The 20,790-nt window shown below is 47.8% G+C and carries 26 protein-coding genes; 15 read left to right on the forward strand and 11 right to left on the reverse strand.

The features are described from left to right. The first annotated feature begins 46 nt into the window (after nt 1–46). Entirely contained in the window at nt 47–985 is a 939-nt protein-coding gene (locus KNQ02_RS09435) for a DMT family transporter (RefSeq protein WP_214808230.1), read from the forward strand. A gap of 127 nt (nt 986–1,112) precedes the next feature. Here the strand turns inward: KNQ02_RS09435 and KNQ02_RS09440 are convergent, their stop codons facing one another. The 8 genes from KNQ02_RS09440 to KNQ02_RS09475 form a co-directional block, all read right to left on the reverse strand. Then, on the reverse strand, nt 1,113–1,940 hold the full coding sequence (locus KNQ02_RS09440) for an ABC transporter permease subunit (RefSeq protein WP_088837110.1): 828 nt from the start codon (nt 1,938–1,940) through the stop codon (nt 1,113–1,115). Further along, nucleotides 1,937–2,827: an ABC transporter ATP-binding protein gene (locus KNQ02_RS09445; protein ID WP_214808233.1), complete on the reverse strand. Its 891-nt coding sequence runs from the start codon at nt 2,825–2,827 to the stop codon at nt 1,937–1,939. The genes KNQ02_RS09440 and KNQ02_RS09445 overlap by 4 nt, the downstream gene beginning before the upstream one ends. Nucleotides 2,828–2,892: 65 nt before the next feature. Further along, a complete protein-coding gene (locus KNQ02_RS09450) occupies nt 2,893–3,435 on the reverse strand; it encodes an AAA family ATPase (protein WP_214808236.1) in 543 nt (180 codons plus the stop codon). Nucleotides 3,436–3,448: 13 nt separating this feature from the next. Continuing rightward, a complete protein-coding gene (locus tag KNQ02_RS09455; RefSeq protein WP_214808239.1) occupies nt 3,449–4,198 on the reverse strand; it encodes a creatininase family protein in 750 nt (249 codons plus the stop codon). Between the two features lie 194 nt (nt 4,199–4,392). Beyond that, on the reverse strand, nt 4,393–5,610 hold the full coding sequence (locus tag KNQ02_RS09460) for an MFS transporter (protein WP_214808242.1): 1,218 nt from the start codon (nt 5,608–5,610) through the stop codon (nt 4,393–4,395). 17 nt (nt 5,611–5,627) lie between these two features. Beyond that, nucleotides 5,628–6,218, reverse strand: coding sequence for an ArsR/SmtB family transcription factor (locus KNQ02_RS09465; RefSeq protein ID WP_214769156.1), 591 nt, complete (start codon nt 6,216–6,218; stop codon nt 5,628–5,630). A gap of 155 nt (nt 6,219–6,373) precedes the next feature. Beyond that, on the reverse strand, nt 6,374–6,784 hold the full coding sequence (locus KNQ02_RS09470; protein WP_214769153.1) for a TIR domain-containing protein: 411 nt from the start codon (nt 6,782–6,784) through the stop codon (nt 6,374–6,376). Nucleotides 6,785–6,829: 45 nt separating this feature from the next. Further along, entirely contained in the window at nt 6,830–7,828 is a 999-nt protein-coding gene (locus tag KNQ02_RS09475; RefSeq protein ID WP_214808245.1) for an NADP-dependent oxidoreductase, read from the reverse strand. Between the two features lie 119 nt (nt 7,829–7,947). Between KNQ02_RS09475 and KNQ02_RS09480 the strand changes: the two genes are divergently transcribed. From KNQ02_RS09480 to KNQ02_RS09500, 5 genes are all read left to right on the forward strand, one after another. Then, nucleotides 7,948–8,166: a hypothetical protein gene (locus KNQ02_RS09480; RefSeq protein WP_251135052.1), complete on the forward strand. Its 219-nt coding sequence runs from the start codon at nt 7,948–7,950 to the stop codon at nt 8,164–8,166. 12 nt (nt 8,167–8,178) lie between these two features. Next, on the forward strand, nt 8,179–8,979 hold the full coding sequence (locus KNQ02_RS09485) for a phosphotransferase enzyme family protein (protein ID WP_214808252.1): 801 nt from the start codon (nt 8,179–8,181) through the stop codon (nt 8,977–8,979). A gap of 18 nt (nt 8,980–8,997) precedes the next feature. Further along, a complete protein-coding gene (locus tag KNQ02_RS09490; RefSeq protein ID WP_214769141.1) occupies nt 8,998–9,561 on the forward strand; it encodes a nucleotidyltransferase family protein in 564 nt (187 codons plus the stop codon). 85 nt (nt 9,562–9,646) lie between these two features. Beyond that, nucleotides 9,647–10,177, forward strand: coding sequence for an RNA polymerase sigma factor (locus KNQ02_RS09495; RefSeq protein WP_214808254.1), 531 nt, complete (start codon nt 9,647–9,649; stop codon nt 10,175–10,177). Continuing rightward, nucleotides 10,174–11,091, forward strand: a complete 918-nt coding sequence (locus tag KNQ02_RS09500; RefSeq protein WP_214766075.1) for a hypothetical protein — start codon at nt 10,174–10,176, stop codon at nt 11,089–11,091. Before KNQ02_RS09495 ends, KNQ02_RS09500 begins: the two co-directional genes overlap by 4 nt. On the opposite strand, the gene KNQ02_RS09505 is transcribed toward KNQ02_RS09500, so the two are convergent. Together KNQ02_RS09505 and KNQ02_RS09510 are read right to left on the reverse strand one after the other, a co-directional pair. Beyond that, on the reverse strand, nt 11,066–11,494 hold the full coding sequence (locus KNQ02_RS09505; protein ID WP_214801665.1) for a GNAT family N-acetyltransferase: 429 nt from the start codon (nt 11,492–11,494) through the stop codon (nt 11,066–11,068). The two genes, KNQ02_RS09500 and KNQ02_RS09505, sit on opposite strands and share 26 nt — an antisense overlap. Before the next feature lie 18 nt (nt 11,495–11,512). Then, the gene (locus tag KNQ02_RS09510; RefSeq protein ID WP_214808256.1) at nt 11,513–12,193 is read right to left on the reverse strand and encodes an HAD family hydrolase; all 681 of its coding nucleotides are present in this window, start codon (nt 12,191–12,193) and stop codon (nt 11,513–11,515) included. Between the two features lie 92 nt (nt 12,194–12,285). On the opposite strand from KNQ02_RS09510, the gene KNQ02_RS09515 reads away from it, so the two are divergent. The 5 genes from KNQ02_RS09515 (at nt 12,286) to KNQ02_RS09535 (ending at nt 15,844) form a co-directional block, all read left to right on the forward strand. Further along, complete coding sequence (locus tag KNQ02_RS09515; RefSeq protein ID WP_214808258.1) at nt 12,286–13,143, forward strand: alpha/beta fold hydrolase; 858 nt, start codon at nt 12,286–12,288, stop codon at nt 13,141–13,143. Nucleotides 13,144–13,163: 20 nt separating this feature from the next. Further along, nucleotides 13,164–13,835: a zinc dependent phospholipase C family protein gene (locus KNQ02_RS09520; RefSeq protein WP_214766083.1), complete on the forward strand. Its 672-nt coding sequence runs from the start codon at nt 13,164–13,166 to the stop codon at nt 13,833–13,835. A gap of 19 nt (nt 13,836–13,854) precedes the next feature. Next, the gene (locus KNQ02_RS09525; RefSeq protein WP_239456891.1) at nt 13,855–14,217 is read left to right on the forward strand and encodes a winged helix-turn-helix transcriptional regulator; all 363 of its coding nucleotides are present in this window, start codon (nt 13,855–13,857) and stop codon (nt 14,215–14,217) included. Nucleotides 14,218–14,384: 167 nt separating this feature from the next. Next, entirely contained in the window at nt 14,385–15,038 is a 654-nt protein-coding gene (gene nfsB / locus KNQ02_RS09530; protein WP_088837125.1) for an oxygen-insensitive NAD(P)H nitroreductase, read from the forward strand. Then, nucleotides 15,038–15,844, forward strand: coding sequence for an SDR family NAD(P)-dependent oxidoreductase (locus KNQ02_RS09535; RefSeq protein ID WP_214808261.1), 807 nt, complete (start codon nt 15,038–15,040; stop codon nt 15,842–15,844). Before nfsB ends, KNQ02_RS09535 begins: the two co-directional genes overlap by 1 nt. Nucleotides 15,845–15,896: 52 nt before the next feature. Here the strand turns inward: KNQ02_RS09535 and KNQ02_RS09540 are convergent, their stop codons facing one another. Then, a complete protein-coding gene (locus KNQ02_RS09540; RefSeq protein ID WP_214769126.1) occupies nt 15,897–16,799 on the reverse strand; it encodes a sensor domain-containing diguanylate cyclase in 903 nt (300 codons plus the stop codon). A gap of 308 nt (nt 16,800–17,107) precedes the next feature. On the opposite strand from KNQ02_RS09540, the gene KNQ02_RS09545 reads away from it, so the two are divergent. The 4 genes from KNQ02_RS09545 to KNQ02_RS09560 all read left to right on the forward strand — a co-directional run bounded on the left by KNQ02_RS09545 (nt 17,108) and on the right by KNQ02_RS09560 (nt 20,761). Then, complete coding sequence (locus KNQ02_RS09545) at nt 17,108–18,055, forward strand: cation diffusion facilitator family transporter (RefSeq protein ID WP_214808263.1); 948 nt, start codon at nt 17,108–17,110, stop codon at nt 18,053–18,055. Nucleotides 18,056–18,123: 68 nt separating this feature from the next. Further along, nucleotides 18,124–19,176 carry a DUF389 domain-containing protein gene (locus KNQ02_RS09550; RefSeq protein ID WP_204251449.1) on the forward strand — a complete coding sequence of 351 codons (1,053 nt, stop codon included), beginning with the start codon at nt 18,124–18,126 and terminating at the stop codon, nt 19,174–19,176. A gap of 4 nt (nt 19,177–19,180) precedes the next feature. Continuing rightward, complete coding sequence (locus KNQ02_RS09555) at nt 19,181–19,522, forward strand: potassium channel family protein (protein ID WP_088837130.1); 342 nt, start codon at nt 19,181–19,183, stop codon at nt 19,520–19,522. 24 nt (nt 19,523–19,546) lie between these two features. After that, complete coding sequence (locus tag KNQ02_RS09560; protein ID WP_214808266.1) at nt 19,547–20,761, forward strand: chloride channel protein; 1,215 nt, start codon at nt 19,547–19,549, stop codon at nt 20,759–20,761. Nucleotides 20,762–20,790 lie beyond the last annotated feature (29 nt).

The raw sequence follows: 20,790 nt of genomic DNA on the forward strand, positions 1-20,790 counted from the left end.
GCCGTATGATGAGACGGAATCTGTTTGTAGTTAGAGGAGGCGCGTCATGTTAGCAATTATCATTGGTTTAGCGATCGGCATCATCGTTCCGGTGCAGACGAGCGTCAACACGCGGCTGCGTGGAGTTGTCGGATCACCGTTTACGGCATCCTTCATCTCGTTTAGTATCGGGACGGTCTTTTTAGTCCTCTTGACCGTGATCGTCGAAGGGGACTTCACATTGAACGAAGCCCTCTGGACGATGGAACCCCGCTGGATTTGGTTCGGTGGTGTTCTCGGGGTCATCTTCTTGACGGGAAACATTTTACTCTTTCCAAAACTGGGCGGGGTCCAGACGGTCATCATGCCCATCTTCGGACAAGTCATCATGGGGCTGTTGATTGACCATTTCGGATGGTTTGATTCAGCGGTCAACCGGTTGTCGCCGACCCGGTTAATCGGGGCCGTGCTCGTCCTGCTTGGTGTCGTCGGTACGGTCGCCTTAGGGGATTGGTTAGCGAAACGCCGGCAACGCGGACAACAGGAAACGAAGAACCTTGTGGAAGTCAACCTGACCGGTTGGCGTTTACTCGGCATCGCGACCGGGATGATGAGTGCGATGCAAGCAGCGATTAACGGGCATCTCGGAAGTGTCCTCGATTCGGCGATTAAAGGGGCATTGATTTCCTTCGTCATCGGGACGCTGACGTTACTGTTCGTGTTGTTGCTCGTGCGACCGAAGCTCCAAGTGGACCGGACGGCGCCAAAACCGTGGTGGATGTTCATCGGCGGTCTGATTGGTGCGACGTTCATTGCCGGGAATGCGTTCATCGTCCCGCTCGTCGGCACCGGCGTCGCCATCATCATCGTGACGATCGGTCTGTTGACGGGGAGTCTCTTGATTGACCGGTTCGGTTGGTTCGGGGCAGCCCGGACGCCGGTTACCGGCGTTCAAATTCTCAGCTTGCTCGTGATGATCGGCGGAATTGTTCTGATCCGACTATAAAGTAAACGCCTTTCGAGATTCTTTTGAATCCCAAAAGGCGTTTTTTGTTACATTCTTACACAGACAGCTGTATTAAAACCGTGACGCAAAACTTCAACAAGACCGATTTTTTCATAAGTTACCCGATTCATGACATTTGGGAATTAAACAGCTGGTCGCGTGTCCCGAAGCGCAACGCGAGTTTTAACAGGAAAATGTTTAGAATCAGTAAACCGATCGATAACAGAATCAGGAACAGCGTATCGATAAAGAATAATCCGCTGATTTGACCGATGATTAATCCGATGAACGGTAAGATGATGATACCGCTCAAGTTTTGTGCTTCCTGGTACGTACTGACCCGTGTCGAGATCAATAAATTAATTAACGCCGTCGTCAATAAAAGAATCGGTAACAGCAGAAAGAGTAACACCCACCACTGGGTCGAGGGAAAGCTGACTGAAAAGCCGTTGACGGAAATCAAAGTGTTGATGACGAGCAGATTTATCAAAAAGCAGACGGCGGAAATCAGGTAGGATGAGGCAATCGAGATCAGCAGCTTGCCGTAAAACAAATCACGGATGGTGATTGGCGAAAACAATAGGCTTTCTAATGTGTGCTGTTCCTTTTCACTGACGAAACTATTGGCAGCGATGACGGAACATGTAATGACCGGAACTAACAAAAATAACGTCACGAGCGGATAGTTTAGGAACAAATAAAGCAATTGTTCATTAAACGTCAGTGTCAGAACATCCGGACTGGCCGTAGTCGCCAAAAAACGATTCAGTAAATCGAGCACTTCCGGGTCGGTTAACGTGGACGGATCAAGCTCGATGATGAACCAGGAGAATCCGATCGGAAGAACGAGCCCCATCAAGACCGGGATGATAATCAACGTAAACAGCAAGATCTTTTTTCGAAAGAGTTGGATGCTGTCTTTTTTAATCACGGCAAGCACGAGTGGTAAATTCATTTCGTTTCACCCCTTAACTTAAAATAGACACCTTCTAAATCACGGTCGATTACTTGACACTCATACACCGCGTAGCCCTGATCAATGATTTGTTTCAAAAAAGGACTGATGCACGTTTCGTCTTTAAACGATACTTCAATCACGTCAGAAGCAACAGGTGCAACAGCTGTTTCGAACATCGTGTGGACGGAATCTGGTGGAAGGTTTGTCCGGATTCTGACGCGAATCGCAGTTTGGTGACGCTTCAGTAAGTCCGTGAGTGTCCCTTGATCGATGAGGCGGCCTTGTTCGATGAAGATGTAGGCGTCACAGACACTTTCCAATTGGTAGAGGAGGTGCGACGTGATGATGATGGTCGTTCCCTTCGTTTGATTCACGGACCGAATCATATCCAGGACCTGGCGAATGCCGTCGGGGTCCAGTCCATTCGTCGGTTCATCCAAAAATAAAATTTCCGGGTCATGCAGCATTGCTTTAGCGAGCGCGAGTCTTTTTTTCATACCGGTACTAAACGTATGGACATAGACATCGCGGACATGGGTCAAATCAAACTGGTTCAACAGTTCAAGCAGATGATTTTTATTTCTGACACCATATAAAGATGCATAAAAAGTTAAATTTTCAAGCGCCGTCATATCAGGGTACAATCCCGCACTTTCGGTGACGATGCCAGCTTTCGTACGAAGGGCTTCAATCGGCTGATCATCATAATGGACCGTGCCATGCGTCGGGGAGATCACACCGTTCATGATTCGAATCAGTGTTGTTTTCCCGGCACCGTTCGGACCGATCAAGCCGACTACTTTTCCACGCGGAATCGTAAGCGACATGTCTGATAAGACAAGCCGATCACCAAACGTTTTCGAAATGTTTTGTAATGTTAGCATCTGTTGTATCCTCTCATGTTCTGAATACCGAGCTGAACGAGCCGGGCTGATGACGATTCTTCAATTTATTCAGCAAATTGACATTGTTTAATTTGTTGAATGACAGATTCGACATCATTCGCTTCCTGTATGACATAGAGTTGATCGGCTTCGTCCGCTTCGGGAGGTTCTACTGCCTGCTTTTGTATAAGTACTTCATATGTAATCTCCCCGCGGATCACGACGGAACTCCGGTCAGAATGTTTTATCCGGTTCAAGGCGGTGGTGTCGCTTACGTCAAAAAAAACAATGATCCGGTGAAACACAGTCGGTGGATATTGTTCGTTAAGTAAGCACAGGCGATTTCCCCGCGATAGGTTCGCATTACAGACGATGAGATGCGCATCCGTTCGTTCGGTCGCGATCGAAGAGATGAACTGGGTCAAAGCATGTTTTACGTCGTTCGTTCCGCGCAAAGGAACAAGTTCGGGATAATGGGTGTTCAAGAAAGCAGCATGGTGATCTTGATCGATGATGAGGCTGTTTGCGAGCTGCTCCGCTAACATACGCGCGAATGTCGACTTTCCGGTATGGGTTTTACCGACTGTTAAAATCAGTAGACGCTGCATGAATGATTCTCCTTTAAACTCCTAATTTTAATTTACATATTGCCGCTAACGTCTCTTTTAAGTGTTCGCTCCGTTTTGAGATGAAGCTTGTCCAAAAGGTTTCGCCAATCGCTGTCAGTTCTTCCCGTGTATAGTCGGCCGGATCAAACTTTCCCCAGCACCCGTCTGTGGTTAACTGACTCCAAAAGACCGAGTCGGAATATGGAATGTTCGACGCCGGCACCTCACTTCCCATCGGTTTCAATTGAACGAGTTCCGGACACAACCACATGGCGGCAGAGACAGATAACAACCCGGCATGCCGTTCGTTTAACCCCACTAGACCGACTTCCTGAAGAGCCTCTTCCCAGGCGAGGTGACGATCGGCCGTAATTAACACGATGTCCTGATGTTTGTAATTCATCTGTTTGACGAAGGCTGCTTCCCAGTAAGCTCCCCCGTGACCGTTGCATAACACAAATTGAGTAAAACCTTGCCGCCGCAGGTTGACGATGATTTCTTCGAGCATCGCCATCAGAACGGTCGGGCTGACGGTGACGGTACCGATTTGGTCGGCATGTTCTTCCGACGTATTAAAAGGCAGCGTTGGAAGCACATAGGCATGTAGCGCTTCACCGAACGCCTCGGCGTATTTTTCAGCAATCAACGTATCGAGGTGCATCGGCAGGTAGGGACCAAACTGTTCCGTCGCACCAACCGAAATTATCGCAATCGTTGTTTCACTGGCGGCCACTTCCCGCGTGCTATTTCTATAACTGATCATGGCAAGACTCCTTTATTGTTTTTATTTCTTGAACTACGACTGCTATTTCTAATTTTATCCAATTAGAGCAGGATTACCAACTAAAATCATCAAGGATTCCGTTTGATCCGATTTGGAAGATTGCCGTTATACAGTCAGATTGAGACAGGACGGCGCGACAGAACGGTAGAGGTAGGTAACATTTACCTTCATCTCTAATCTTTTTTCATTGAACGGATGAAGAAAAAACAGGAAGTAGTCACGATCATGATGCCGCAACAAAAGAGAATCCATGTGATGGTGAAATGAAAGTAGAGCGAAAGTGAAATTAACGCATACGACAGCGGGACTAAGCCGTTCGACGCCGCATTCACTAAACTCATGACACGTCCCATCATCGGCTGTTGGCTCGTCGCTTGAATGGTCGTCAAGAGTAAGACGTTGATGACAGCGGACAGTAACCCCATTGTAAGCAACAGGACGACACCTTGAAAGACCGTTGAGATTTGACCCAGTGCGGCTAACCCGCTGCCTAATCCGCCAATCAGTAGAAGCAGTAAGCGGATCGACTGACTTTTGATATTGCGCAGTCCTATCAAGGCAGCACCGAGCAACATGCCGATTTGATACGCTCCTTGCAGATAACTTAAATCGAGGGCTTGCCCGTGCAGCACACCATCGACTAATAACGGGATCCCCATTAAGAGTGGACCGAAAAAGAAAAAGTTGATGATGATTAAGATGAACAGGATCTTTCGTAAATAAGGTTCAGAAAAAACATAACGGACGCCTTCGACAAGTTCAGCCGTTGCAGACGTTGAACGTCGGTGTTCAACACGGCGTTCGCTAATGAATAAGGAACAAAGGAACGTCACGGACAAAAAACAGCCGACGACAACAAATAAAAGAGTGAACGAGTAGGTCGTTAAAAGAATCCCGCCGAGAAGCGGTCCGGAAAATAAGGCGAGTTGGTTCGACGTTTGGACAACGGCATTTGCCCGTGTGAAGTCTTCGGATGACAGGAGTAACGGAAGGAGTGCTGAGCTGGCGGGTGAAAAAAACGCATCGATGCAACCGAATAGAAACGCGAACAGTGACAACTGGACGATTCCTAAGGCGTCATTTTGATAGACAAACAAAAGGGCGATGACGAAACCTAACCGGAATAGACTGGAAAAGCGCATGATCATCGCCTTTTTGAAGCGGTCCGCGATCACGCCGCCGATCAACATGAGAAAAATTCGCGGAAGAAGCGTCAACATCAGGACGATACCGAGGTAAGCCTCTTGCTGCAGCACCCGTAAGATATACCATTGTTCAGCAAAGAGGTAAGTCGATAGTGCAAGAAAAGAACATGTACTCGCTAGCCAAAGACTAATAAAGGAGCGGTTTCGAAAAAAGGAGCGATTTTCTTTCACCGTGCGTTCATACATCAGCGTTCCTCCTTCTGTTATTTTTCCTCGAATAATGCCTCGTCGATTTCAAACCCGGTCGCCATGATATAAAAAAGTTTGTTGTTGTCTTTCGTTTCAAGTTGATCTTCTAACTCAGCCAGGAGCTGACGGTATTTTTTCGTGAATTCTAAAAATTTTTGTGGTGTCGTCGCGACTTCTTTTTGGACGGACAAACTGGTCCACGCTTCGACATCGGAAGAACGCGGTTGAAAGGAGTCGTCCGGCGCAGTGAGGACACGTGTTTTCGCGCGGTCGAGGACTTCAAGATAAGACTGACGTGTCGCTTGTTGTGTCTCGACTAAATTAAGCAAATGATCCGCCGGGATAAAGCCGCGTGCGACGGATTGATAATATTTCAAGACGTTTCCGCCCTGAATCTCTTCTTTCACCAATGCAATCAGCTGGTACTTTTCGAGTTCACGTAAGTGGTACAGGATTTTTGCCCGGGAGACATCCAGTTTTTGAGCTAACTGGTGACCCGTATGCGGTTGTTCAATCAAGTGCATCAACATCTTTGTCCGCATCGGGTCACTGATGACCTTCAGCTGTTCATAGTGCTCTAAAATCAAAATCGATTTTTGCATCATTTCCAACACCTCTTCTCATAAAGTAAACCGGTTAATAAAAGTTAACCGTTAAATAAATCATAGCGGTAATAGCAAAAAATAGCTAGTGAAACTTACAAAAAAATCCATATGTAGTAGTTACCGATACAAAAAAAAAGATTGCAGAGGAGAACCCTCTACAATCCACGAGCAGACATCCGCTGGCAATGATGGACGATCAATTCAGTCAATTCTTCAAGCGTCCCGCTGCAGGGGATGATTTCCGGCAAATGATAGAACGTACTCGTCGTCTCGAACCGGTCGTATGTCTGATCAACACAATGGAGAAAAATCGGCTTGTCTTGTCCTAAGGCGATTCCGAGCTCGATGTGGCTTCCTTTCCCTGCCGGCAGTAAAATGATGACGCAGTCCGAGAGCGTGATGGCCTGTTTTTCAGCATGACCAATCGTTTGCAGTGCCGCTTTACTCGTCGCCCGTTCATTTTGGGTCCAATCATACGTCAGCGTAAATCCGCGATCGATCAGTTTGTGTTGTAATATCCGGACGTTCGTGATATTTGCAAAGCTTGATCCGATATAAAACTGCATCCGTCTGCTCCTTTCAGCATGGGTTGTCAAAAACATTTAATTCGCTTACTTCACCTTCAAGATGACTTTCCCTTTCGCATGACCGGATTCCGAATAGGCGAGTGCCTCCTGTGCCGCTTCAAACGGATAGACGCGATCGATGACCGGTTTGATTTGCCCCGTCTCAATCCATTCCGTGATGTGCTGCAGTTGTCGTCCGCTCGGTTTCATGAACAAAAACGTGTATGTGACGCGGTATTTTCGCTCGAGAAATGCCTCACGGACCGTCAAGAGACGAAATAACATCGTTTTTAAAAATCCGGAACCGTACGCTTTACCGAACCGACCATTCGGCAATCCGGAAATCGAGACGATTTTTCCACCGGGCCGGACGATTTTAAAGGACCGTCTGAGCGTGTCGTCGCCAATCGTATCGTAGACGCCGTCGAAGTCATGTAAGACCTCGTCGAACGCGACGGTCCGGTAATCGATGATTTCGTCGGCACCGAGTGCTTTGACAAGGTCATGGCCGGCAGGACTGGCGGTCGTCGCGACATACAGTCCCATCGCCTTCGCCAGTTGGATGGCGAACGTCCCGACACCCCCGGCACCGGCCTGGATCAAGATTTTTTGACCCGGTGTCGCTTGTAGAACGTCGTGGAGTGCCTGATAGGACGTCAAACCGACGAGCGGAATCGACGCCGCCTCTTCGAACGATAACGCATCCGGTTTTCGTGCGACGAGGTCTTCATGAATGGCGATGAATTCCGCGAACGTCCCGATCCGCTGTTTTTCGGCCCGGCCGTAGACGGCGTCGCCGACTTGAAACTGTGTTACCGCGGAACCGACCCTCGTGACGATGCCGGCAAAATCGTTGCCGAGAATCAACGGGAACTGGAAGGGAATCAACAGTTTGACCTTGCCGTCCCGAATCTTAAAGTCAACCGGATTGATGCTCGCGGCATGAATTTCGACTAAGACATCATGTGCGGAGACAACGGGAAGGGGCTGTTCCGTTAGTTCGAGTGGCACGTTTCCATATTTTTCAATCGTCATTGCTTTCACCGGACATCCACCCTCTCTGACAAGTCTTTTTAACCAGTTTATCACGCCTTCCGATAATGCTATACTGAAATTGGATAGGGAAAATATGGGATTAACCAATCGTGAAAGGTGGGGACGTGTTGAAGAAATGGGGAGCACGGTTATTACAAGAATGGATTCGCATACCCCGCTGGATGAAACGGACTGTTCCTTTAGCAATCACGCTCGTGCTCGTCTGGCAGCTTGTCAGGACGATGCTTGATTTTGAGATAGGAGCGGTTACGTTCAGTGATGTCATCATGTGTTTGATTGGTGCAGGTATCATCGTCTTCTTACCCAAGTTTGATTCGAAACGATAGGGAGGTTACATCTTGTCAAAGAAAAGCGAACAGGAACAACCGTTAACAGGGGGAAACGTTTCTGCCGTCAGTCGCGCAGGCGACACGGTCCGGCGGGAACAAAAGCCGGACAGTCCGCGGATTCACCGGCTGCTCGTGCATCTCGAGAAAAAAGAGTATCCGGCAAGTCCACGGTTTCTCGGAATCGATCCGCAAAATCGGGAAATCCTGTCGTATCTTGACGGGGAGGCGGGAAACTATCCCCTCAAAGCCTACATGTGGTCGGAGGCCGTGTTAGAAGAGACGGCCCGGTTACTCCGTCAGTTTCATGATGCCACGGCAGACTTCGAAGTACCCGCGTCATGGGAGCCGCTCGACAATACGCCGCTGCCGTATGCAGTCATCTGTCACAATGATTTTGCCGTCTACAATGTCATTTTTAAGGACAAAAAACCAATCGGCGTCATCGACTTTGATTTAGCGGCACCCGGACCACGGATTTGGGACATCGCCTACACGTTGTATACGTTCGTCCCGCTCAGCCGCCATCATCACGATGAACACGGGCGACAAGTCGATTATGACCCCGTTACGGGACCGGACCGGATCAAACGCCGCATCGACATCTTTTTAGCGGCTTACGGGATGCCGGAATTAAAAGAGCAATTGTTTGATACGTTACTGCTACGGATTGAAGCCCTCCTGTTGACGATTCACCGTAAAGCAGCCCACGGGGAGGAGGCGTTTCAGCGGATGATTGAGGAGGGGCATGCGACGCATTATGAGCAAGAACTTGCCTTCATCAAGCAGCATGGCGTGACGTGGTTCGATTAAAAAGGAGCGATGGTGCAAATGAAGACGGAAACAGATATCGTCCAGATGTTTGAACGGGACCGGGAGACAAGAATACTTCTTGAGGCGGTCGCGACACTCGACTTACCGGACTGGTGGATTTGTGCCGGGTATGTCCGGGCAAAGGTTTGGGATGTTTTAGAGCAAAAGGAAGCGACAGCGGTGGCGGACATCGACGTCATCTATTTTGACGCATCCGACACGACGGAAGCGACTGACCAAATGCTGGAAGCCCGACTGAACGAACAGTTGCCGGACTACCCCTGGTCCGTCAAAAATCAGGCACGGATGCATACCAAAAATGACTTACCGCCATACCGGTCGTCCCGCGACGCAATGGCACAGTTTCCGGAGACGGTGACGGCGATCGGTCTGACGCTACAAGCGGACCAGCTCGAATTTTTCACGGCCTACGGTGTTGGTGATTTGTTGCAACAACGGCTGCGGCCGACGCCGCTGTTCCAGGCGACGGCACGGCAAGTGATTTACCGGCAACGGCTGACGGAAAAACAGTGGGGAAAGAACTGGCCGGGTGTCCATGAAGCGGAGAATGAATCAACTTGAGTGAAAAAAATTTAAATCGTTGAAACGAAATCCGTCGGTTACGCAGTCTAACAGGTAGTGACAGACAGAAAGGGGAGAACGGGCGATGATCGGTCGGCGAAACAAGCGGCAACCCGCGTTTGACGATGAAACGTTTCTGATGTTTTTGACGCGTCATGATACCTATCTTTACAAGATGTCCTACCTGTACTTAAAAAATGACCAGGATGCACTCGAAAATGTGCAGGAAGTTGCCTATCGCGCCTGGAAACACCGCCATACGTTATTGGACGCGACGATCGCCAAAACCTGGTTGACGCGGATCGCGATCAATTGTGCGCTCGACATGCTAAAGAAAACCCAAGGAATCCGGGTCGATTATGCGACGGCGGCAACGGATGTCGCCGAACCAGTTATTTTCGAGGAGCGACTCGTCAATGATCTTTACTTGCAGGAGCTGCTCGAAGTGCTCACGGTAGCGGAACGGACGATCCTGTTCTTACGGTATTACGAGGACTACACACTGCAGCACGTCGCCGATCTTCTGCAAATACCGGTCAGCACGGTCAAAAGTACACTCTACCGGGCGATTCAAAAGGTTCAGGCCAAACAGGTGAAAGGGGGCGGGGCAAAATGAAAGAGCAGGTCAAACGCGCAGTGGATTCAATCGATGTGCCCCGCGGACAGGTCCGCAGTCATTTGCTCGCCGGCGTTCAGCAGGCACGCCGTCCGCGCTTCGTCGGACGTAAGACCGCGACAGGACTGGTTGCAGCAGCACTCCTGTTGGCGGTCGGTGGCGGCATGCTACTGGAAGAGACACCGCCTGCGGCAGAAATCGTTCGGACAGACGGTGCCGTCGTCGTCCCGAACTGGGCGCAGGACGAACAAGTGGAGGGCAGTTCGACCGCAGGCAGTATGCTCCCCGGGCTCGTCTATCAAAATGAGCTTTATCTTGCGATGGAGACACCGCTGACGGATGACGTCCGTGCCCTGCAAGGGAAGAGACTGGGGCGCGTGACGGCAACACTTGAGGAAACGGGTGATACTACCCCTGAAACACTGGAAAGTGGCTCGAACCTCGGACCGGTCACTTTGTATCGGGTCGACGGCTATAAGCCGTCCGTGCTCCTGTTCGCTGTAGGGGAGGAAGAAGGCATAAAAAAAGTCTGGCTACTCGAGCGCCAGACGGGCTTCGTGCTGAAAACAGGCAACGATTTTTTCCGGGATTTAAACCTCGACGCGCCGGTCAGACGCCTCGCCTATCAAACATTTGACCAGTGGAACGACGACGAAACGGCACAACCGATGACAGCGGACAATCGGTACCGGGCTTTCATTGATGCCTTGTACGAGGCCCGTGCGATGACACGCGAAGAAGTCCCGCCAGAAGTCACGGATTACAAAACAATGAAGGTTTTACGCGTGACGCAAGCGGACGGGATCACGGTGTCGCTGCGGCTGATTGCAGGCGGCTACGTCGTCTATCACCAACTGGGTGTCTTCTTTAAGGTCGACCCGGTCGTCTTCAAAGCGATGTGGGAGGCGTTGTGACGGTGGCATCGATCGTCTTTCGAAAACCATAAAACGGACGATAGCCGAGTTGTTCGTAAAACGAGTGGGAGGAAGCGCTCGCAAGAATCTCGAGCCGTGTCGCCGGATAGAGGGCGTGGACGTGTCCGAGCAAGGCTTGCCCGAGTCCCTGCCCGCGGGCACTGTCCGCGATCAACAGCTCACAGATGTAGAGCGTGATCGCCGTATCCGTCATGCCACGGATGTAGCCGGAAACGGTGCCGTCGATGACGACGACGTAAGCAACGTTAGACGCCGCAAAGGCGCGTTTTGTTTCGTCAGCACGGGCGACGAGATTACTCCAGCCTTCAGCCGCATTCAATCGTTGAATCGCCTCGAAATCGTGGTCCGCGTAGGGGCGGATTTGGTATTGCAGTTCTGACATGGTAAAAACTCCTTTTTGTTAGTCGTTCTGAAGCAATGTGCCTAATTCGGACCAGTCGTCGATCCAGTCCGTACACGGGGGCCGACGCGTGGATCCGTTTCTTTTCCAAATCACGTTCATCCCGACTTGCTGCGCACCGTAAACGTCGTTTACGGGATGGTCGCCGATGTAGACGGTCGCATGTGCGTCAAGGGCACACTTTTCTAAAAAGTAGTTAAAAATAAGCGGGTCCGGCTTTTTGATTCCAATGTCTTCCGAAATGAGGATGTGATTGAAATAATGTACAATCCCTAAAGCTTCTAAATTGGCGCGCTGGAAGTCAGATGCGCCGTTTGAAATGAGGCCAATCAGATAACCTTGTTTATTTAAGTTGTTTAACATGACCGTCGTATCAGGATACGCGATGCAATGGTCTGGAAAGAAAACGAGGTAATCGTCGAATAATTGACGCCACGTTACCGTCGTGATCTCGAACTCTTGAAGTAATTGTTGATAGACAACATCTTTTGAAACGTAACCATCATTGTCTAATGTGATGAAGCGACGCGAATAGTCCGGCAGTGAAACAGGCTGTAAGTCGTTAAAAAAACGCTGGTATTGTCCCGTGATGAATCTTTGTAAGGACAACTGACGATTCAGAAGGGTACCGTCTAAATCAAAGATAACAGCTTGAATATTTTTAATTTCAATTACCGCCATTCCTATAATAAAATCAAAACATAATTTCATTATAATGGAAAAATGACGACTATAGGAAAAAATGTTTATACTGTAGAAAACGGAGGATATACATGTCCCATTTCGATACGAAAACGCCGGGACGACCACTCGTCATTCTGCCCGGTCTTGGCTGCACCTATCATGAATGGTATCCAGTCATTGAATCATTAAAACAAACATTTCGCGTGATTTCATTTCACCGCCATGAACTGATGAACACAACTCAAACCGGGACAGTTGCGGTCGCTTTGCAATTGCAGGAATTACTGAAAACTTTAGACGTCACGGAGCCGGTCCTGCTTGTCGGACACTCTTACGGTGGGCTGTGTGCCCAACAGATGGCGCATGATTACCCGGAAACCGTCCGTGGACTCGTTCTCGTCGACTCGACATCCGTTCGCTTACGGCAACTCGATTCCTTGACGTTACCGGTCCTCGATGAACTGTCGACGGATCAGGTCTGGCTTGACAAGTGCCGAAGTTACGCGGAAATGACACGTCACGCCTTATGCGAGGCCATTCGACCAGAACTGACACACGAGCAACGGCAGTTACCGGTAAGCGTCCAACGAGAGCTGCTCGATTTCCAAACCGATCCGTTGCTGTACGGCGAAATGGCCACCGCCATCGAACAGTGGCAGAACGACGCTGTTACGTTGGAACGACGCGGTCGTCTCGCTAATCTTCCACTTATTGTGCTCGGACGCGACAAGGAACTGGCCGTGAACAGCGGAATCGAAGAGGGGTTGCCGGAAGCGGAGCTACGGTTACTTGAGGACACATGGGAACAATTGATTTGCGAACAGGGCGACCTGTCGACTCAAAGCGAACTACTTTTTGTGGAGCAGGCAAGTCATGCGATTCATCTGGACCGACCGGACGCCGTCCTTGATGCCGTCCGCCGAATCGATGAACGCGCGAACGATTAAACTAAAAGGAGCGAAGACATATGGGATCGCGGATCATGCATTATTGTATTGCGTCATTGCTCGCGGACAAGCTGAAACCGGAGCCCCGGAGTGATTTTCTGTTAGGCGGGATTGCACCGGATATCCACGGTCTGATGGGCGTGCCGAAAGGGAAAACCCATTTCAAGGACCTGGATGAGAACGGGAAGAACCGGATTAACCTGGACCGCTTTTTGCATACATATGAAACACGGTTAGCGGAACCGTTTTACCTCGGTTACCTCTGTCATTTGATATCCGATCAGGTATGGTTAGCGTTTTACCTCGAGAAGGTCGCGTACGTCTCACGCGAGCAATGGCAGGCGGATTTAGAAAAATCTTACAGGGATTTCAACCGTTTAAATGGTCGGATTATTAAATTATATGAACTCAAACTCTCTCCGCTAACGGTTCCTTTGTTTGAAATCGAAGGCTATGATCAGACTTATCTGCCTACTTTAATTGACGAGTTGGCATTGGATTTTCAACTTGATGCCTCATTAGAAACCGAGAAGCTGGAATTTTATAAAAATCACAATCAAGAAATTACTAGCTACATCAATCAAGCTGTAAACAGTTGTTTAAAAATCCTTTCGAATCAAGTTGGTATTACCATCAATCAGCATTTTCCTAGTTTCTTTCATTCAAAAAGCATAAACTCAAAAAGGGAATGATAGAAAGGAGATTAAGATGGTGAATCAAAACAAGAAGCACTTTTATTGTAATGTTGAACTTTCTTTAGATGTCATGGGCGGTAAATGGAAGCCTTTGATTATTTATCATATCGGCGGAGCAAAAATCCTCCGGTTCGGCGAATTGAAACGAAAAATACCGAATGTGAATGAACGTGTCCTTTCAAGACAACTAAAAGAGCTGGTAGATGCGGGGCTTGTAAAAAGAACAGTATATGACGAATTGCCATTGAAAGTCGAATATGCGTTAGAGGACTTGGGACAAGCATTACTGCCGATTTTGAAAGAGTTGGGCACTTGGGGAAAAACCTACCACGAAACGTATGAGTATGGTGAAATTTCTTTTAGCGAGGAATACGAGTAAAAAACATAAAAACGTGAACTGTGCGCCTTTTACTAAGGGGTGAACGGTTCACGTTTTTTGTACTTTAATGTCCGTACGGATAAAAATGTCAGTACTTGTTTGCCGATTTTCCGGGATATATACTGACGAAGTACTTTACACATTAAACATACAAAGGACGTGGCAATATGACATTGATCAACACATTACAAACACGCTACTCTACAAAAGAGTTTGATCAGGAAAAACAAATTTCACAGGAAGATATGGCAACAATTAAATCACTCCTTCAACTAGCACCTTCGTCAACAAATGTCCAACCGTGGCACTTTGTCATCGCATCAAGTGAAGCAGGGAAAGAACGGATTGCAAAGGCGGCACAAGGCTTTTTCGGATTCAACGAATCAAAAATCACCGGTGCAGCAGCTGTCGTGATCTTTGCCGCGAAAAGCGACATTTCAGACGAATATTTACTTCATCTGACGGAAAAAGAAGATGCGGATGGCCGGTTTGCTGAAGAAGAATTTAAGCAGGCAAATCATGGGGGGCGAAAAATTTTCGTTGATTTACACAAATACGACTTTAAAGATCTTCAACACTGGACGGAAAAGCAGGTGTACTTGAACTTAGGGTCATTCCTTCTCGGCGTCGCGGATTTAGGAATCGATGCTGTCCCAATGGAAGGACTAGACATGAAAGTATTAGATGAAGAATTTAACTTACGCGAGCAAGGCTTCACTTCAAGTGTCGTCGTTTCATTAGGCTATCGGGCTGCTTCTGATTTTAATGCATCCTTACCAAAATCGCGACTCGAGCAATCTGAAATCATCGAAGAATTCTGATGAATATCCTAATCACCGGTGCTACAGACGGAATCGGACTTGAGACAGCAAAGATGCTAGCCGAACAAGGTCATACGATATTGTTACACGGACGGAACGAAAAGAAGTTAACCGCTGTGTGTAAAACTTTGAAAAACTCGACAATCGTACCTTTTGTAGCAGATTTGTCTAGGTTAATCGAGGTTAAGCGATTGGCGGAGCAACTCTCTCATGAGGTTTCCGGAATCGATGTGCTCATTAACAATGCCGGCGTCTACGGTGCACCCGAAACGGTTACTGCTGAAGGTTTAGACATTCGGTTTGCCGTAAATACAATTGCTCCTTATACGCTGACAAAAGCGCTTCTGCCATTGATGTCTTCAAGTAGTCGCGTCATTAACGTTTCGTCAGCAGCTCAACAAGAAGTAGAGGTCGATGCCCTTCTCGGAAAAAAAGTATTGCCTGACGGGGATGCATACGCTCAAAGCAAGTTAGCACTTACAATGTGGACCATCGAAATGGCGAAACAGCAAGCACCTGCCTTTATCGCAATTAACCCTAAATCACTATTAGGAAGTAAAATGGTCAAGTCTGCATTTGGCATTGAAGGTCATGATGTGAAAATTGGCGCAAAAATTTTAGTGGACGCCGCACTTTCAGACGAGTTCAAAAATGCTTCCGGAAAATATTACGATAACGATAGTTGCCAGTTCGTAAATCCGCATCAAGATGCATCCAGTCAGGTCAAACGTGCAAGGCTTGTTCAGATTTTAGAGAAATTGATTCGTTCAGACGGTGCTCCTGAGCATGACGAAATCAGTCGGTAAGACGAAGCACCTTTCATTCGCTTATATAAAAAATCCGTACATCTTCCGCGTTTTAAAGTGTGGAAGATGTACGGATTTTTTTTGTTGATTTATCAATGTACATGGCAGCATCAGCTTGCATGATGAGCTGCTCGACATCTTGTGCCATTCCGTTCGCGAAGCCCGAAGCGAGAGCGATATGCATCTTGTCCATTTCAGCATGAATGCCTGCTCTTAGTGTTTCGATTTCTTCAAGCGTCAAGTGTGATTCGATAATGGCAAACTCGTCACCGCCAATGCGGTAAACGTTTTGGCTATGCTGCTTTAGAGCGAACGCGGTCAATTTGAGCAATTCATCTCCGGCAGCATGACCGTGATGATCATTTTGAATCTTTAAGTCGTTTAAATCAAATAATAAGATAGCGAGTGGAACGTTTTGACACGGCATAAGTTCCGATATCATATTATCAAATTGATAACGGTTATAAAGTCCTGTCAAAGCATCGGTCCTGCACCGTTTCTCTAATTCATTTTTTTCAGTTATCGCTTGTTCAACATTACGTATGATTCCTTGGATTGCGACAAGTTCATCATTTTCATAAATCGGAGTTGTATACTCCTCAAACCAGACATATCGTCCATCATTCGTCCGCCACCGTTGTAAAAAGGCGGTATCATAATTTCCCGTACCTGATATCTTTGCAATCAAAATATCAAAGTCATCCGGATGAATACGGTCAAAACAGACAGCCGGATCGGCGTAGCTCGCGTCGACGACGCCATCACCAATATGTTCATCAAGCGACGGGCTGATGTACCGAAAGCGTTGGATCGGTTTCACTTCGTAAACATAAATAACATCTTTCGTATGATGTCCGATCAGTTCAACTGATAATTGAGAAGCTTCATCGGGTTTTTGAAGTTTGGTAAAGATTAATGCCATGATAATACCAATACTCATTCCTAAAACAAGCATGCGGATTCACCTTCTTGTATTCTATATAACCTATATAATACCATGTTTTTTGAATTATTTTACTTTTTTACACGACGATTTTTTAGGTTTCCGTTCTGCTTCCATCCAGAACTGTAATTCCTTTTTTTGAACCGGATGAATTGTTCCTGTCTTTTTCGGGTATCGAGTGGATAGGAACTACTTGCAATATACGAGGAATTGAACGGGTTGCGGTCTGCTTTAAACAAGAAGCTGCTTCATCCTTTCCGCGTGCATCTACGGACGATCGACTGTCCGAATTGCAGACAACACTTAAAGGAGAGAATGAAATGGGACATGACCACGGGCACGACCATGCACACACTGGAAACAAACGTGTATTATTGATTGCTTTTTCCATCATCACACTATTTATGATCGTTGAAGTGATTGGCGGATACTTGACGAATAGTTTGGCACTTCTCGCTGACGCCGGACATATGTTAAGTGACTCAGCGTCACTCGCGATTTCGCTCGTCGCGTTTAAGCTCGGGGAACGGGCAGCGAGCGGCAGTAAGACATTCGGTTACAGACGTTTCGAAATCCTGGCTGCCGTCATCAACGGTGTCGCCTTAATCGGGATTTCGCTCTATATCTTTTATGAAGCGATTCGTCGTTTTACAGAGCCGACGTCGATTGCCTCGACAGGGATGCTGATTGTCAGTGTCATCGGTCTTCTCGTCAATCTGCTTGTCGCTTGGATCATGTTACGTGGTGGCGACGTCAAAGAAAACCTGAACATGAAAGGTGCCTATCTCCATGTCTTGAGTGACACACTCGGCTCGATTGGTGCGATTGCAGCAGCCTTGCTCATCATGTTTTTCGGTTGGAACTGGGCCGATCCGCTCGCAAGTATCATCGTAGCGCTGCTCGTCTTACGAAGTGGTTACTTCGTGACGAAATCAGCCGTCAATATTTTGATGGAAGGTGTCCCTGAGAACGTCAATCTCGAAGAAATCACCGCGACGATTCAAGGGACAGAGGGTGTCAACGACGTCCATGACTTACATGTCTGGGCGATCACGAGTGGATTGAATGCCCTGTCGTGTCACGTCGTCACGGACGGGGACATGTCGATTGCTGAAGGGGAGGCGTTACTTCAGGAAATCAAGCATAAGCTTGAAGATCAACATATCCATCATGCGACGATTCAAATCGAGACTGCCAATCACGAGCATAGTGATGCCTTACTTTGTGAACTCGAGGGGCGTGCCGCACCTCATTCGCATCACCATTAATTAAATGGAACAACATCATGCATCGTTCACGACAGCTGTCCTTTTGTTTTAAAGGAGTTGATTAAATAATGGATCATCATTATTCGCCGAGTGAATTTAAAGATAAGATGTATGCCGATTTAAAAGTAACACCGAGCGACTCCGTTATTCTCATGTGTTCAATCTTCATTGCCTCAATCGGTCTGAACATGAACTCCATTCCAATCATCATCGGCGCGATGCTCGTCTCGCCGTTGATGACCCCTATTTTAGGTGTCGGATTTGCATTATCTGTATCCGATTTAACACTCCTCAAACGTGCGACGAAATTATTGATTGTCCAAGTGTCCGTCAGTCTGATTGTGGCAACGTTATACTTTTCCATTTCACCCATCACGTATGCAAGTAATGAGATCATTGCAAGAACGTCACCGACGATTTGGGATGTCGTGATTGCGTTTGCCGGCGGGACGGCAGGCATCATCGGTGCGCGAAAAAAAGTAAGCAATAACATCGTCCCCGGTGTCGCGATTGCGACCGCTTTAATGCCGCCTCTTTGTACGGTCGGCTATTCGATTGCGACGATGAATTTGGACTATTTTTTAGGATCGAGTTATTTATTCGTCATCAATTGCGGCTTCATAACGATTGCGACGTTCATCGGTATTCGGTTCATGGGCATCGCTTCTGCAGTGAATGCTAATAAACGTCAAAACCCTCGCATTAACATTGCACTTGCCGTCCTGTCCATCCTGATTACGATCCCCAGTATTTTTTCTGCCGTGACGTTAGTCCAGGAAAGTGTCATCAGTACCGGGATCACGTCGTTAATCGATGAGCAGTTCGCAGAAAACGTGGTGATTGACCAGTCCTATGATGAACAAAAAGAACAATTGACGGTGACGGTCACCGGGAAACGCCTGTCTCAAGAAGAGGTGACGGCAATCGAATCGAGCTTACCGGACTATGGATTAGCGGATACAGACTTGGTGATCAATCAGGTCCCGGACATCAACGCCTTGACGGGCGAACAAGCAGCAGCCGTCCTGAACCGTTATCTCGAAGAACGGTTGCGTCAATCCAGCTGGTTCAGCAACCGGTCATTCAATCTTGATGAACTTCCATTCCAATTAAAGGACTGATTCGATGATTGCCTTTTTCATATTGATGCGAAACATGTTTCATGTCGTCCGAATCCTGTTTCGCCAAGAAGAACAGAAAGCGGTCATGTTTTCCGTCGTCTTTTTACTCGCGGTCGGAATGTTCTTCTATCATAGCGTCGAAAAATTGACGTATCTCGATTCCGTCTACTTAGCGGTCATGACATTGACGACGGTCGGCTATGGTGACGTTCATCCGATCACGCCACTCGGAAAAATCTTTTCGATGGTCTACGTGTTGCTTGGCATCGGGGTCCTCAGTGCCGTCATTGCCAACTTCAATCGGGCGTTAAAAGAATTTCATCAAACGAAACGGAAGCCGAAATGAGGTCTAAAGGAGGAGGGGAATGATGTGAAGTTCAATCTGGTTTTTATCTTCTACAGTTGCTTACTCGGGATTCTCGTCGGTGTAGTCGCGTCACTTTTTTTAGGCGTCGTCAACGCATTGATTCATCTTGTGTGGACGACATTACCGGAAACGTTTGACAGCACCTGGTACCCGATTTGGATGGGAGCGACGGGTGGGGTGTTGATTGGACTGTTTCAGAAATACATCGGGGATTATCCGAAGACGATGCACGAAACGTTACGTGAATTTCAGGAAACCGGACGGGTTACGTATGAAGGGGCGATTATCAAAAACAGTAGCGCGGCATTACTTGTCTTAACGTTCGGGGCAAGTCTTGGTCCGGAAGCGGCACTCGTCAGTATTTTGGGAGGATTGATGACGTGGATCGGCGACCGGATGACGTGGACGATTCATAAAAAGGAACAATTGCTTGAACTCGGGATCGGGGCGATGTTAGCGACGATATTTTATGCACCGTTCGTCGGTGTCAGTGAAGCGATCGAAGAGGGAATCGCAGAACGTCGTTTTCAATCAAAACTGACGAAAGCCCTCTTGTACGGGATTACGACAGCGTGCGGGATTTTAGCGTTTACGTTGTTGAACCGCCTCTTCCCGAGTGCTTCCGTATTCGGTATCAGTACCCCAAAAGTCAATTGGACGCGGGAAGTCCTTTACTTCATAGTCCCGGCAATCCTCATCGGGGCAGGTTTCGGAGCAGTGTTTCTTCTTCTTGGTCGATGGACGGACCAGCTTGCAATCAAATATCCATCACCGCTCGGACTCGCAATCAGCGCCGGACTCGCCATCGGTTTGTTTGGTATCTGGTCACCGTATTTTTTATTTTCCGGTGAACATGAACTATTAGACTTTTCAAAAGAAGCGCTCGATCAATCCATTCTCTTTTTAGTCTTGCTTGCGCTCGGAAAAGCTTTGCTGACGAATATCTGTTTTTCATTCGGATGGCGGGGCGGGAAAATCTTTCCGGCGATTTTCTCAAGTACCTCCATCGGCTTCGCGTTTGCTGTCTTGTTTCCGTATACACCCGGGTTACTCGTCGCCGTCGCCGTTGCTGCGAGCTGTACCGCCATTTTGAAACAACCTTTCGTCACGGCGACGTTGTTATTATTTTTGTTCCCACTTCAATTCTTCCCGTTCATCTTATTCGTCGCAATCTTGATTAAACAAATCTCGATTCGAATCGAAGGAAGTATCAAGTAAAGTCAGACGAGTCATGCGGTCCTTGATTT

Origin of the sequence: Exiguobacterium sp. s102, from assembly GCF_018618635.1 — a bacterium.
GTDB classification, from domain to species: domain Bacteria; phylum Bacillota; class Bacilli; order Exiguobacteriales; family Exiguobacteriaceae; genus Exiguobacterium_A; species Exiguobacterium_A oxidotolerans.

Coding starts and splice junctions, on each gene's coding strand:
- KNQ02_RS09435 (WP_214808230.1), top strand. CDS start 47: ATGTTAGCAATTATCATTGGTTTAGCGATCGGCATCATCGTTCCGGTG.
- KNQ02_RS09440 (WP_088837110.1), bottom strand. CDS start 1,940: ATGAATTTACCACTCGTGCTTGCCGTGATTAAAAAAGACAGCATCCAA.
- KNQ02_RS09445 (WP_214808233.1), bottom strand. CDS start 2,827: ATGCTAACATTACAAAACATTTCGAAAACGTTTGGTGATCGGCTTGTC.
- KNQ02_RS09450 (WP_214808236.1), bottom strand. CDS start 3,435: ATGCAGCGTCTACTGATTTTAACAGTCGGTAAAACCCATACCGGAAAG.
- KNQ02_RS09455 (WP_214808239.1), bottom strand. CDS start 4,198: ATGATCAGTTATAGAAATAGCACGCGGGAAGTGGCCGCCAGTGAAACA.
- KNQ02_RS09460 (WP_214808242.1), bottom strand. CDS start 5,610: ATGTATGAACGCACGGTGAAAGAAAATCGCTCCTTTTTTCGAAACCGC.
- KNQ02_RS09465 (WP_214769156.1), bottom strand. CDS start 6,218: ATGATGCAAAAATCGATTTTGATTTTAGAGCACTATGAACAGCTGAAG.
- KNQ02_RS09470 (WP_214769153.1), bottom strand. CDS start 6,784: ATGCAGTTTTATATCGGATCAAGCTTTGCAAATATCACGAACGTCCGG.
- KNQ02_RS09490 (WP_214769141.1), top strand. CDS start 8,998: ATGAAGACGGAAACAGATATCGTCCAGATGTTTGAACGGGACCGGGAG.
- KNQ02_RS09495 (WP_214808254.1), top strand. CDS start 9,647: ATGATCGGTCGGCGAAACAAGCGGCAACCCGCGTTTGACGATGAAACG.
- KNQ02_RS09500 (WP_214766075.1), top strand. CDS start 10,174: ATGAAAGAGCAGGTCAAACGCGCAGTGGATTCAATCGATGTGCCCCGC.
- KNQ02_RS09505 (WP_214801665.1), bottom strand. CDS start 11,494: ATGTCAGAACTGCAATACCAAATCCGCCCCTACGCGGACCACGATTTC.
- KNQ02_RS09510 (WP_214808256.1), bottom strand. CDS start 12,193: ATGGCGGTAATTGAAATTAAAAATATTCAAGCTGTTATCTTTGATTTA.
- KNQ02_RS09515 (WP_214808258.1), top strand. CDS start 12,286: ATGTCCCATTTCGATACGAAAACGCCGGGACGACCACTCGTCATTCTG.
- KNQ02_RS09520 (WP_214766083.1), top strand. CDS start 13,164: ATGGGATCGCGGATCATGCATTATTGTATTGCGTCATTGCTCGCGGAC.
- nfsB (WP_088837125.1), top strand. CDS start 14,385: ATGACATTGATCAACACATTACAAACACGCTACTCTACAAAAGAGTTT.
- KNQ02_RS09535 (WP_214808261.1), top strand. CDS start 15,038: ATGAATATCCTAATCACCGGTGCTACAGACGGAATCGGACTTGAGACA.
- KNQ02_RS09540 (WP_214769126.1), bottom strand. CDS start 16,799: ATGCTTGTTTTAGGAATGAGTATTGGTATTATCATGGCATTAATCTTT.
- KNQ02_RS09545 (WP_214808263.1), top strand. CDS start 17,108: ATGGGACATGACCACGGGCACGACCATGCACACACTGGAAACAAACGT.
- KNQ02_RS09550 (WP_204251449.1), top strand. CDS start 18,124: ATGGATCATCATTATTCGCCGAGTGAATTTAAAGATAAGATGTATGCC.
- KNQ02_RS09555 (WP_088837130.1), top strand. CDS start 19,181: ATGATTGCCTTTTTCATATTGATGCGAAACATGTTTCATGTCGTCCGA.